Origin of the sequence: Sphingomonas sp. BK235, from assembly GCF_004345855.1 — a bacterium.
GTDB lineage: Bacteria > Pseudomonadota > Alphaproteobacteria > Sphingomonadales > Sphingomonadaceae > Sphingomonas.
Genome location: NZ_SLXN01000006.1, coordinates 138,524 through 151,207 on the forward strand (window position 1 = coordinate 138,524; position 12,684 = coordinate 151,207).

Below are 12,684 nucleotides of genomic sequence, written 5' to 3' on the forward strand. Positions count from 1 at the left end.
TTTCGGGGCGCATGCGGTGGCAGATGATGGTGGCGGGGGCCGTGCTGCTCGCCGCCTGCTCGAAGGAGAATGCGGAGGAGGCGGCGGATCCGGCGGTGCTCGCCAATTACGTCCCGCCGTTCGTGATGTCGCGGCTCGACTATGGCGGCGTGGTGGAGCGGCGCTTCCGCCGGCTCGACGTCAACCACGACGATCATCTCACGCGCAACGAGCTGCCCCAGCGTCTCGCGGAGCGCTTCGACGAGATCGACCGCGACAAGGACGGGCGGATCTCGAACGACGAGTGGAGCAGCTGGATGATCGCGCGCTTCGACCAGCAGGACGCCAACCGCGACGGCACCGTGACCAGCGACGAGCGCGAGCGCGCGCGCGAGCAGCATGAGATGGACCTGCCCACGCCCAAGGACGAGCCCGACAATAGTGCGATGCCGGCGGGCTGACCGCGCGTCGGGGCCGCGACGCCACGTCAGGCGAGCGCGGGCGGGTTGAGCCGGATACGGTGGCGTGCGACCATGCCTCCCGCCGCGGCGCCCCGCCCGCGCGGGGAGGGCCAGTGCCGATCATCACGATCACCCGGTATGTGACGGTCGCCGTCGCCGTCGCTTTGGCGGCGCTGATCCTCTTTCTCGGCCATCCGGGGGAGCCGCGCTGGTGGGCGCTCGCGCTGCCGTTCGCCGGCTGGGTGATCGGGCCGAGCGTGGCGACCTATCTGCTCGCGCGCCGATGGGGCGAGCCGCGCTGGGCGGCGCCGCTGCTGCTGGCGGCGCTGCTGGCGTCGAGCCTCGCGGCGGGGATCACTTATTATCGCGCCTTCGTCGTATCGGAATCGTCGACCGCGGCGCTCGCGCTGGTGTTCGTGCCGCTGTGGCAATGGGTGGCGCTGGCCTGCCTCGCGCTCGCGATCATCGCGGGGCGCGGCTGGGCGCGTCGGCGCACGCGCCGCGATGAGCCGGTCGCGCGCGCGAGGTCGCCGCACCGTCGAGCGCGCTCGCGCCGATAGCGCCGCGTCGGCGTTGCGGTACGACGGCGACATCCCTCGCCAGCCCGCGGGACAGGATCGTTGACGACAGGGGGCGCCGGTCGGTCGCGGCGAACCTGGGCCGCCTCACTGCCCGCGCGCCGCCCGGGCCGCCGCGATCGCGCGGTCGCGCGTGATCGCGGCGGCGGCGATCGCGGCGCGGGTGCAGCGCGGCTGGTCGTTGGTGCCGGCCAGATCATAGGGGGAGGGCGCACCGCACGCCGTCTCCGCCGCCCGCGCGATCCGCCGGTCGAGCCGCGCCACGTCGCGCGCGCGCGTCAGGTCCAGATCGGCGCGATCGACCGCGACCGTATAGGTTCGTTGTGCGCGCGCAGGCAGCGCCGATGCGCTCGCGGCGACCGCCGCGATCAGCAGGATGGGGTACATGTCGAAGCTCTCCCGGCGCGTCGCCCGCGCCACGCCGCCGCTTCTAGCCGATGATGTCGGTTGCGAATAACAACGTTGTTGCGCGCCCGTTCTGCGATCGTGCAGAACCGCGGCATGTTCGACTGGAACGATGCCCGTTATCTCGTCGCCGTCGCGGACACCGGCAGCACGCTCGCCGCGGGGCACCGGCTGGGGGTGAGCCAGACCACGGTGGCGCGCCGGGTGGCGGCGCTGGAGGCGGCGCTGCGGGTCACGCTGTTCGACCGCCGCGCCTCGGGTTATCGGCTCACCGACCAGGGGCAGGCGCTGCTGCCGCATGCGCTGGCGCTGGCGGCGGCGGCGGACGGGCTCGCCGACGCGGCCGCGACCGAGGCGCGCGCGACCGGGGGCGCGGTGCGGCTGACCATGGGCGAGATCTATGCCGCGACCGTGTTCGCGCCGATCGCGCGCGACTTCCAGCGCGCCTTTCCGGCGATCCGGCTCGAACTCGACACCACCGACGCGCTGCGCGATCTCGCCGCGGGCGCGGCCGATGTCGCGTTGCGCGCGTGCCGGCGTCCGAGCGGGGGTGGGCTGGTGGCGCGCCGCGTCGCGTCCGACGCGTGGAGCGTCTATTGCAGCCGCGACTATGCCGCCGAGCGTGGCCTGCCGCGAACGCGCCGCGACCTGGCGGGGCACGTCCTGATCGGCGGTGGCGAGCCGGGTATCCGGCGCCACTACCGCGAGTGGCTCGCGCGCAACGACCTGGAGGCGGCGGTGGCGATGGAGCATGACACGTCCGTCGGGCTGCTCGCCGCGGTGCGCGCGGGCGCCGGCGTGGCCGCGCTGCCCTGCCTCGTCGCCGATCGCGAGCCCGGGCTGATCCGCTGCCTGCCGCATGCACCGCACGAGGAGCGCGGGCTGTGGCTGGTCACGCACGAGCGGCTGCGCCACGTCCCGCGGATCCGCGCGACGCTCGATTTCCTGGCAGAGCGGCTGGTCGCGCTCCAGGCGGAGGCGACGGACGGGTAGTTTGTGCGACGACGGCGACGGAAAACCGCGCGCGGCGGCTCATAAGCATCGGGAAGGAGAGGATCGACGCGACGCGAGGCGCTGGCGGAATGGGTGGGACGCGAGATCCTGCCGCACGAACGCGACCTGCGCGGCTGGTTGCGGCGGCGCTTCGTGCCCGCCGAGGACGTGGAGGACATCGTGCAGGAATGCTATTGCCGCCTCGCGCAGCTCCGCAGCGTCGCCGAGATCGACTCGCCGCGCGCCTATCTCTTCACCATGGCGCGCAATCTCGCGCAGCGGCAGCGCCAGCGCGCGCGCGTCGTCCCGATCGAGCCGATCGGTGACAGCGCGGCCGATGAGCTGGTCAGCGACGGTCCGCTGCCCGATCGCATCGCCGCGGCGCGCCAGGAACTCGACCGCGTCCGCGCCGCGCTCGCCACCTTGTCCGAGCGCGCGCGGCGGATCTTCGTGATGCGCCGCGTCGAGGGCTTGAGCCAGAAGGAGATCGCCGCGGCACTGGGCGTCAGCGAGGCGGTGGTCGAGAATGATGCGAGCCGCAGCCTGCGCGCCATCCTGCGCCAGCTCACCGACGCCGACGCTGAGGCGCCGCGCGCGCACAAGGGGGCGAAAAGTGTCGACGCGCGATGACGAGGCCGCCGCCTGGGCGCTGCGCCACCCGCTCGATCCCGCCGGCGAGCGCGCGCTCGACGCCTGGCTGGCGCGCGATCCGCACCACGCCGGCGCGCTGTTGCGCGCGATGGCGGCGCTGAGCGCGGTCGACCGCGCCGTCGCGGAGGAGCGTCCCGCCGCGCCCGCGCAGACCGCGACGCGGCGGCGACTGCTGATCGGCATGAGCGGCGCGCTTGCCGCCAGCGTGGCGGGGCTGGTCGGGTGGCGCCACGTCGCGGGCGAGCGCGTCACCACCGCGCGCGGCGAGATCCGGCGGCTGCCGCTGGCCGACGGATCGGTCGCGACGATCAACAGCGACAGCGCGCTGCGCGTGGTGCTGGCGAGCGACCAGCGCCGTGTCGCGCTCGATCAGGGGCAGGCGTGGTTCCAGGTCGCCAAGGATCGCGCGCGCCCCTTCGTGGTGGACGCGGGGATCGCGCAGGCGCGCGCGGTTGGCACGGCATTCTCGGTCGAGCGCAGCGAAGGCGCGGTCGAGATCGCGGTGACCGAGGGCGTGGTGGCGGTGTGGCCCAGCGCGGCCGGCGGCGCGATGACGATCCTCCACGCCGGCCAATATGCCCGCTTCCGCTCCGACGTGGCCGCGCCGGCCACCGGCACCGCGCCGGCCGCGATCGAGCGCGCGCTGGCGTGGCGCGGCGGCGAGATCGCGCTGGAGAATGAGACGGTGGCGAGCGCGGTGGCGCAGTTCAACCGCTACAATCGCCGCCAGCTCGTGATCGCGGACCCGGCGCTGGGGCGCGAGCGGCTGATCGGGCTGTTCCAGCTCGACCGGCCGGAGGATTTCGCGGCCTCGCTCGCGGCGTCACTCGACGTGACGGTGACGAGCGGGCCGGCCGAGATCCGCCTCGATCGCACCGCGTCGTCGCGGCGCTGACGGAAACGCCGTTCCCGCGGCTCAAGGGAAAGGAGCGCCCCGGCCACAGGGGTGCCCATCCGAAGGGAGGATCCTGATGTTGTCCGCGCGTCTTCGCCTGCTCGGCGCCACCGCCGTCATCCTGTGCTGTGCCGAAACCGCCGCGGCGCAGACGCGTCGCTTCGACGTGCCCGCGCAGCCCGCGCGCACCGGCATCCCGCAGTTCGCGCATCAGGCCGGGATCCAGATCCTGGTGTCGAGTCCGCTCGCCGACAGCGCCACGGTCAATCGCGTCAGCGGCGCCTATGACGTCGCCGCGGCGCTGCGGCTGTTGCTCGCCGGCACCGATCTGGTGCCGGTGCGCGCGGGCGGCGCGATCATCCTGCGCCGCGCCACCGCGGACACCGCCCCGGCGCTGACCCCCGCCGCCGTGCAGGTGGGGGCCGCGCCGGCGCCCATGGCGCAGCCCGGCCCGGCCGGGCCCGAGGAGGCACCCGGCGAGGACGTGGTCGTCACCGGCATCCGCGGCTCGCTCCAGCAATCGATCAACGTGAAGCGCGCCGCGGCCAATATCGTCGATGTCATCACCGCGCAGGACATCGGCAAGCTGCCCGATCAGAACGTCGCCGAATCGATGAGCCGGATCACCGGCGTCCAGATCACGCGCCGCGAGGGTGACGGTTCGAACTTCACGGTGCGCGGCATCTCGCAGAACCGGCTGGAGATCAACGGCCGCACCTTCCTCGGCCCCGGCGCGGGGGGCAGCGCCTCGCTCGAATCGGTCAGCCCGGAGATCATCTCCAGCATCGTCGTCGCCAAATCGCCCACCGCCGACATGCCCGAGGGCGCGCTGGGCGCGACCGTCAACCTCAAGACCAAGCGCCCGCTCGACCTCGACGATCTGGTCGTCAGCGGGCGATTGCAGGGGGCCTATACCGATCAGGCGGACCATCTCGGCTATCGCGGCTCGGCGCTGGTGTCGAAGAAGCTGGGCGAGACGTTCGGGATACTCGCCAGCGCAGCCTATTCGAACACCCGCACGCGCGGCTATCAGTTCGACACCGGCGGCTGGACGCGCACCAACAACATCGACGGCGACGGTGACGGCGTCAACGACCCGGGCCTGTACCGCCCCAACCGCTTCATGGCGCGGATCTACGACCGCGCGGAGGAGCGGCTGACGCTCAACGGCTCGATGCAATATCGTCCGACCGAGCGGCTGGAGCTGATCCTCGACGGTACCTACACGCGGCTGCAGCGCGAGCGGCAGAGCGCCAATTACCAGGTGCTGTTCAACGACAATGACTCGCGCGCGGTCGCGGACGAGAATGGCACCGTGGTGAGCGGGACGTTCGACAACGTCACCGTCCGTCCGCTGATCTACGACGAGCCGACCGAGTTCCGATCGACCAACATCGGCGGCTCGGCGCGATATGAGGGCGAGATCGTCACCGTCCGCGCCGACGCCTCCTACAGCAAGGGGCGCGGCACCGACGGCGGCCCCGGCGCGTCCTTCACCTATGTCGTCGTGCCGCGCGCGGGACGGGTGGCGAGCGCCAGCTATGATTTCTCGCGCGGCGGCCCGGTGCCCGATCTGTCGCTCCGGTCGAACTTCGACCTCAACGATCCCGCGCAATATCAGCTCGCCTCGATCTTCGAGAATGACTTCGTCACCGACAACACCGGCTATGACGCGCGGCTGGACTTCACCATCCGGACCGATCTCGGCCCGGTCCGCTCGGTCGAGGTCGGCGGGCGCTGGGAGAAGATCCAATTCTATTCGGAGGCGCCGCAGAACATCCCCACCGCCGCCAGCCTGGTCGCCCGCGGTGACCGCAACGGCGACGGCGTGCTCACCGTCGATGAATTGCCGGGGCTGAGCTACGACGGGCGCCAGGGCAGCTTCTTCCCGGGCGTCGCGGGCGACTTCCCGCGCGACATCCTGGGCGGCACCACCGACAAGGAGGCCGCACGCGACGCCTTCGGCCTGCCGGTGCCGCGTGCCGACACGATCCCGTTCGGCCGCGTCTCGATCAAGGACGTGGATCAGGACACGCTGGCGGTCTATGCCAAAGCCAATCTGGCGGGATCGCTCGGCGCGATGCCGATCAGCGGCAATGCCGGCGTGCGCTACATCACCTTCGAGCGCCTGTCCTCAGGCTTCCTGTCGGACACGCAGCCGACCGCGTCCAAGTCGCGCTTCGATTATTGGTTGCCGAGCGCCAATGCTTCGCTCGACCTCCGCCACAACCTGACCTTGCGCGCCGCCGCGGCCAAGGTGGTGGCCCGGCCGAGCCTGAGCGACGTCGGCGTCAGCTTCGTGCCGCTGTTCGTGTCGCGCACCGGGTCGCGCGGCAACCCCGCGCTGCGGCCGTTCGAGGCGACGCAATATGACGCGACGCTGGAATGGTATTTCGCGCCGTCGAGCGCGCTGACGGTCGCGGGCTTCTACAAGAACGTCGATTCCTTCACGATCAACCGCACGCAGAGCGAGCTGATCCCCGGCCTGTCGGAGCAGATCGACCCCAGCACCGCGCAACCTTATGGCGCGTTCCAGATCACCCAGCCGATCAACGGCGAGGCGGGGACGATCAAGGGGGTCGAGCTGGCCTATCAGCAGGCGCTGCGCTTCCTTCCCGGCCCGCTCGGCAATCTCGGGATCCAGGCCAATTACACCTTCGTCGACAGCGAGACCCCGCTGATCGACGAGGCGACCCAGGCGCGGCTGCCGCTGCCGGGGCTGTCCAAGCACAGCTACAATCTGATCGGCTTCTACGAGGATGCCACCGTCTCGGCGCGCGTCGCCTATGTCTATCGCAGCCGCTATCTGCTCGGGCAGGGCAGCGCGGCGGCGGGGGGCAGCTCCTATGTCGCCGCGCGCGGACAGCTGGACGCCTCGGGGCAGATCAACCTGACCCGTAACGTGCGGCTGACGGTGGAGGCGATCAACCTGACGCGTGCGCTCGATCGGCAATATCTCCAGACGCCGCTGCGGCTGCTCAACGCCGCGCGCGAGGACCGCCGCGTCTTCTTCGGCGTCGCCGCCACCTTCTGAGGGAGAAGACCATGTCGCCGCTCCGTCTCGCCCCGCTGCTGCTGCTGCTGACCGGCGCCGCCGCGCCGCCCCCGCCGGTCGCGCAGTCGAGCGATATCGTCGTCTATGGCTGCACCGCGGGCGGGGTGATCGCCGCGATCGAGGCACGGCGGCTCGGGCGATCGGTCACGCTGGTGTGCCGCGACGATTATGTCGGGGGGATGACGACCAATGGACTGAGCTGGTCGGACACGGGCAATCACCGCGCGATCGGCGGGCTGGCGCTCGACTTCTATCGCCGGATCAAGCGCCACTACGACGACCCGCGCGCCTGGACCTTCGCGCCGCGCCCCGCGCGCGCCGAGAATTTCGTCGACGATGGCGCGATGTGGCAGTTCGAGCCGCGCGTTGCCGAGCGGATCCTCGAGCGCTGGATCACCGAGGCGGGGGTGACGATCGCCCGTCGCCAGCCGATCGACCGTAGCGCCGATGGGGTGGAACGCGCCGGCGCGCGCGTCGTCTCGTTCCGCTCGGTCACGGGGCGGCGGTTCGCGGGGCAGGTCTTCATCGACGCGAGCTACGAGGGCGACCTGATGGCGGGGGCGGGGGTGTCGTTCGCGGTCGGGCGCGAGGCCAATGCCACTTATGGCGAGACGCTCAACGGCGTGCAGGCGCGCAACGCCACCAACCATCAGTTCACGATGGACGTCGATCCCTATCGGGTCAAAGGCGATCCGCGCAGCGGGCTGCTGCCGCGGATCAGCCCGGCGCGGCTGGCGCCCGACGGCAGCGCCGACGACAAGATCCAGGCCTATACCTATCGATTGTGCCTGACCGACGTGGCGGCCAATCGGCTGCCGCTGCCGCGGCCGCAGGGCTATGACGCTGGGCAGTACGCGCTGCTGCTGCGCTACATGGACGCGGGGTATCGCAACTTCTTCCAGAAGTTCGACCGCATCCCCAACGGCAAGGCCGATGTGAACAACTACGGCGGCTTCTCCACCGACAATATCGGGATGAACTACGGCTATCCGCGCGGCAGCGACGCCGCGCGCGCGGCGATCGCGCGCGAGCATCGCCGCTATCAGCAGGGATTGTTGTGGTTCATGGCGAACGACCCGCGCGTGCCCGCCGAGACGCGCGCCCGGATGGGGCGCTGGGGGCTGTGCAAGGACGAGTTCACGCGCAACCGCGGCTGGCCGCGCGAGATGTACGTGCGCGAGGCGCGCCGCATGGTCTCGGACTTCGTCATGGCGGAGCCGCACGTGCGCGGCCAGAAAACGACCCCGCGCCCGATCGGCATGGGATCGTACCAGATGGACTCGCACAACGTGCAGCGTGTCGTCGACGCGCGCGGCTTCGCGCGCAACGAGGGCAATATCGAGGTGGGCGTCGCGCGACCCTATGCGATCGCCTATGACGCGATCGTGCCGCGCCGGTCGGAGGCGACCAACCTGCTGGTGCCGGTGGCGCTGTCCGCGTCGCACATCGCTTATGGCACGATCCGGATGGAGCCGGTGTTCATGATCCTCGGCCAATCCGCCGCGGCGGCGGCCGATCTCGCGCTGCGCGACGGGGCGGCGGTGCAGGACGTGTCCTATCCGCGGCTGCGCGAACGGCTGCTCGCCGAGCGCCAGATCCTCGCACTGCCGGCGGACTGAACCCCGGAGCACGCCGCGGGGTGCGGTGCGATACGCGAACGGCCCCGGCATCGCTGCCGGGGCCGTTCTCGTTTGTGACGTAGCGCTCGCGCGCTCCGAGGAAACCGTGCTCCGGCCAACGCCGGAGCACGGCGGTCACTCAGTCGCGGTCGCCGGTCAGGAAGGCCGGGGCGAACGCGGGCGCATCGCCCTCGTCGCCGCCTTCCTTGGCGCCACCCTCGCTGCGCTCGCGGCGCGGGCCACGGCCCTCGCGGCGCGGACCGCGGTCACCGCCGCGATCGCCGCCCCGGTCACCACCGCGGTCGCCGCCGCGCCCACCGTCACGGCGCGGGCCGCGGTCGCTGCGCTCGCCGCGCGGCTCGCGCGCGGGACGGGTGTCCTCCAGCTCGGCGCCGGTCTCCTGGTCGACGACGCGCATCGACAGGCGGACCTTGCCGCGCGGATCGATCTCGAGGACCTTGACCTTCACTTCCTGGCCCTCGGTGACGACGTCACCCGGCTTCTCGACGCGCTCGTTCTTCATCTCGGAGACGTGGACCAGACCGTCCTTGCCGCCCATGAAGTTCACGAAGGCGCCGAAGTCGACGATGTTGACGACCTTGCCGTTGTAGATCTTGCCAACCTCGGCTTCCTCGACGATGCCCTTGATCCAGTTCATGGCCGCCTCGATCTGCGCGCCGTCCGACGAGCTGATCTTGATCACGCCCTCGTCGTCGATGTCGACCTTGGCGCCGGTGGTGGCGACGATCTCGCGGATCACCTTGCCGCCCGTGCCGATCACGTCGCGGATCTTCGACTTGTCGATCTGCATCGTCTCGATCCGCGGCGCGTGCGCCGACAGCTCGGTGCGAGTCTCGCCCAGCGCCTTGTTCATCTCGGCGAGGATGTGGGCGCGGCCGTCCTTGGCCTGCGCCAGCGCGACCTTCATGATCTCCTCGGTGATGCCGGCGATCTTGATGTCCATCTGCAGGCTGGTGATGCCCTCGGACGTGCCCGCCACCTTGAAGTCCATGTCGCCGAGGTGATCCTCGTCGCCGAGGATGTCGCTGAGGACCGCATAGTCCTTGCCCTCGAGGATCAGGCCCATCGCGATGCCCGAGACCGGGCGCTTGAGCGGCACGCCCGCGTCCATCAGCGACAGCGAGCCGCCGCACACCGTCGCCATCGACGACGAGCCGTTGCTCTCGGTGATGTCGCTGGTCACGCGGATCGTGTAGGGGAACTCCTCCTTCGACGGCAGCACCGGGTGCAGCGCGCGCCACGCCAGCTTGCCGTGGCCGATCTCGCGACGGCCCGGCGCGCCGAAGCGGCCCACTTCGCCGACCGAATAGGGCGGGAAGTTATAGTGCAGCATGAAGTGCTGGTACGACAGGCCGTTGAGCCCGTCGATCATCTGCTCGGCGTCGCGCGTGCCCAGCGTGGTGGTGGCGATCGTCTGGGTCTCGCCGCGGGTGAACAGCGCCGAGCCGTGCGCGCGCGGCAGGAAGTGGACCTCGGCAGCGATCGGACGCACCGTCTTGGTGTCGCGCCCGTCGATGCGGCGGCCGCTCTTGAGGATCGCGCCACGGACGACGTCGGCCTCGAGCTTCTTCACCAGCTTGAGCGTGCCGAGATACTGCGCCGGGTCGCTCTCCTTGAGGTCGGCGAAGGCCTCGCGCGCCTTGGTGCGCGCGGCGTTGAGCGCGTTCTGGCGCGCCTGCTTGTCGGTCAGCTTGTAGGCCGCCTCGACGTCCTTGCCGATCGCCTTCTTCAGCTTGGCCATGGTCGCCGACTTGTCGTCGACCGGGGCGAGCTCCCACGGGTCCTTGGCCGACTGCTCGGCGAGGTCGATGATGGCGTCGATGATCTGCTGCGACGCCTTGTGCGCGAACATGACCGCGCCCAGCATCACCTCTTCCGACAGCTCCTTGGCCTCGGACTCGACCATCATCACCGCATCGTGCGTGGCGGCGACGACCAGGTCGAGCTCGCCCTCGGCGACCTCGCCGTCGGTCGGGTTGAGCTGATACTCGCCGTCCTTGTAGCCGACGCGTGCGGCGCCGATCGGGCCCATGAAGGGCACGCCCGAGATGGTCAGCGCGGCCGAGGCCGCGACCATCGCGACGATATCGGGCTCGTTCTCGCCGTCATACGAGAGCACCTGCGCGATGCAGTTGATCTCGTTGTAGAAGCCTTCCGGGAACAGCGGGCGGATCGGGCGGTCGATGAGACGGCTGATCAGCGTCTCGCGCTCGGTCGCGCCGCGCTCGCGCTTGAAGAAGCCGCCGGGGATGCGGCCGCTGGCGGAGAATTTCTCCTGATAGTGGACGGTGAGCGGGAAGAAGTCCTGCCCCTCCTTGACCGTCTTGGCGGCGGTCACCGCGCACAGCACGACCGTCTCGCCGAGCGTCGCGATCACGGCGCCGTCGGCCTGACGCGCGACGCGGCCGGTCTCCAGGGTCAGCGTCTTGCCGCCCCACTGGATTTCCACCTTCTTGGTATCGAACATGTTGTTTCCTTCACTCCCCGGTGCGGATCACCGGGGGGCCTGCGTACGGACCGACATTGGTCCGGGAAGATCGGGCCGTATTGCCCTCTCTTCCGTCACCCCGGCGGAAGGCCGGGGTCCAGCTCCAGCGGCTGGGGAGGGCGCTCCCGCGCCCCTTCTCATGCTGGATCCCGGATCGGAGTCCGGGATGACAAAAGGGGCGGACCTTGCGGGCCGCCCCTTTGTGTCACTTGCGAAGACCGAGCTTCGCGATGAGGGCGACGTAGCGGTCGCCGTCCTTCTTGCGGAGATAGTCGAGCAGCGAGCGCCGCTTGTTGACCATCATCAGCAGGCCGCGGCGGGAGTGGTTGTCCTTGGCGTGGCCCTTGAAGTGCTCGGTCAGGTTCTTGATCCGCTCGGTCAGGATCGCGACCTGGACCTCGACCGACCCGGTGTCGCCATCGGCGCGGGCGTGATCCTTGATGACTTCCTGGCGGCGTTCAGCGGTGATCGTCATTTAAGTTCCTAGCGACATCGATGCGTTACAGGTTGAAGCCGCGGACGACGCGGGCGAGCCCGCTTTCCACCTCGACCAGCGCTACGGGTGTCTCACCCAGCAGCGCGAAGGCCTGGCCGTCGTCGGCGGCGATCCCGGCCAGCACTCGCCCCTGACGGAGCGCTCCTGCCTGGTCGGGAGTGAGCGAGAGAGCCGGGATGTCGTCCAGCCCCGCGCCCAGCGGCAGAAGGGAGTGTTCAAGACCGCGCGCCTTAGCGAGTTCGTCGAGTTTGTCCAGCGATATCGCCTCGGCGAGCGTGAACGGCCCGGCCCTGGTGCGGCGCAGATAGGTGACATGGCCGACGGTGCCGAGCGCCAACGCAATGTCGCGCGCGAGGCTGCGGATGTAGGTGCCCTTCGAAACATGCGCGGTGAGGGTGACGTGGTCGAGGGGGGCGGCGGCATCCGTTCCGCCGTCATCCGTCCCTCCGTCATCCTGAACTTGTTTCAGGATCCACCTGTCCGCGAGCGCCTCGGCCGCTGGATCGGCCGCGCCGTGGATCCCGAAACGAGTTCGGGATGACGCCAGAGGGGAGGGCGGCGCGTCGTCCGCGGCGAGCGCGAGCCCATGCACCGTCACGTCCCTTGTCGCGAGCACCACCTCCTCGCCCGCGCGCGCCAGGTCATAGGCGCGCGCGCCGTCCACCTTGAGCGCCGAATAGGCCGGTGGCACCTGTGCGATCGGCCCGGTGAAGCGCGGCAGCACCGCCTCCACCTGCGCCAACGTCGGCCGCATGTCGCTCGTCGCGATCACCGCGCCCTCGGCGTCGAGCGTGTCGGTCTGCTCGCCGAAGCCGATGGTGAAGTCATAGACCTTGTCGCCGTCGAGCATCCGCCCGGCGAGCTTGGTCGCCTCGCCGATCGCGATCGGCAGCACGCCGGTGGCGAGCGGGTCGAGCGTGCCGCCGTGCCCAACCTTCAGCCTGGGCGCGCCCGCGGTACGCAGCGCGCGCTTCACCGCGGAAACGCCCTGCGTCGACCCGAGCCCGAGCGGCTTGTCGAGGATCAGCCAGCCGTGCACGCGC

At 70.6% G+C, this 12,684-nt stretch carries 11 protein-coding genes; 7 read left to right on the top strand and 4 right to left on the bottom strand.

Annotated features, from left to right (window positions below; translation table 11 throughout):
• The first annotated feature begins 11 nt into the window (after positions 1 to 11).
• Positions 12 to 440, top strand: a complete 429-nt coding sequence (locus tag EV292_RS15750; protein ID WP_132910198.1) for a hypothetical protein — start codon at positions 12 to 14, stop codon at positions 438 to 440.
• A 113-nt stretch (positions 441 to 553) separates the two neighbouring features.
• The gene (locus tag EV292_RS15755; RefSeq protein ID WP_132910199.1) at positions 554 to 1,000 is read left to right on the top strand and encodes a hypothetical protein; all 447 of its coding nucleotides are present in this window, start codon (positions 554 to 556) and stop codon (positions 998 to 1,000) included.
• 105 nt (positions 1,001 to 1,105) lie between these two features.
• Here the strand turns inward: EV292_RS15755 and EV292_RS15760 are convergent, their stop codons facing one another.
• Positions 1,106 to 1,405: a UrcA family protein gene (locus EV292_RS15760; protein ID WP_165927146.1), complete on the bottom strand. Its 300-nt coding sequence runs from the start codon at positions 1,403 to 1,405 to the stop codon at positions 1,106 to 1,108.
• A gap of 78 nt (positions 1,406 to 1,483) precedes the next feature.
• Here EV292_RS15760 and EV292_RS15765 point away from each other — a divergent pair, with 78 nt between their 5' ends.
• The 5 genes from EV292_RS15765 to EV292_RS15785 all read left to right on the top strand — a co-directional run bounded on the left by EV292_RS15765 (position 1,484) and on the right by EV292_RS15785 (position 8,636).
• Positions 1,484 to 2,416 carry a LysR family transcriptional regulator gene (locus EV292_RS15765; protein ID WP_243693806.1) on the top strand — a complete coding sequence of 311 codons (933 nt, stop codon included), beginning with the start codon at positions 1,484 to 1,486 and terminating at the stop codon, positions 2,414 to 2,416.
• Positions 2,417 to 2,509: 93 nt separating this feature from the next.
• Positions 2,510 to 3,046: an RNA polymerase sigma factor gene (locus tag EV292_RS15770; RefSeq protein ID WP_132910201.1), complete on the top strand. Its 537-nt coding sequence runs from the start codon at positions 2,510 to 2,512 to the stop codon at positions 3,044 to 3,046.
• Complete coding sequence (locus EV292_RS15775; RefSeq protein WP_132910202.1) at positions 3,030 to 3,962, top strand: FecR domain-containing protein; 933 nt, start codon at positions 3,030 to 3,032, stop codon at positions 3,960 to 3,962. The genes EV292_RS15770 and EV292_RS15775 overlap by 17 nt, the downstream gene beginning before the upstream one ends.
• Positions 3,963 to 4,038: 76 nt before the next feature.
• Positions 4,039 to 6,996 carry a TonB-dependent receptor gene (locus EV292_RS15780; protein ID WP_132910203.1) on the top strand — a complete coding sequence of 986 codons (2,958 nt, stop codon included), beginning with the start codon at positions 4,039 to 4,041 and terminating at the stop codon, positions 6,994 to 6,996.
• Positions 6,997 to 7,007: 11 nt separating this feature from the next.
• Positions 7,008 to 8,636, top strand: coding sequence for an FAD-dependent oxidoreductase (locus tag EV292_RS15785; protein WP_132910204.1), 1,629 nt, complete (start codon positions 7,008 to 7,010; stop codon positions 8,634 to 8,636).
• Positions 8,637 to 8,775: 139 nt separating this feature from the next.
• Here the strand turns inward: EV292_RS15785 and pnp are convergent, their stop codons facing one another.
• The 3 genes from pnp to truB form a co-directional block, all read right to left on the bottom strand.
• A complete protein-coding gene (gene pnp / locus EV292_RS15790; RefSeq protein ID WP_132910205.1) occupies positions 8,776 to 11,124 on the bottom strand; it encodes a polyribonucleotide nucleotidyltransferase in 2,349 nt (782 codons plus the stop codon).
• A gap of 226 nt (positions 11,125 to 11,350) precedes the next feature.
• Positions 11,351 to 11,620 carry a 30S ribosomal protein S15 gene (gene rpsO / locus EV292_RS15795; RefSeq protein ID WP_132910206.1) on the bottom strand — a complete coding sequence of 90 codons (270 nt, stop codon included), beginning with the start codon at positions 11,618 to 11,620 and terminating at the stop codon, positions 11,351 to 11,353.
• A 25-nt stretch (positions 11,621 to 11,645) separates the two neighbouring features.
• A complete protein-coding gene (truB, locus tag EV292_RS15800; protein WP_132910207.1) occupies positions 11,646 to 12,680 on the bottom strand; it encodes a tRNA pseudouridine(55) synthase TruB in 1,035 nt (344 codons plus the stop codon).
• Between the last annotated feature and the right edge of the window lie 4 nt (positions 12,681 to 12,684).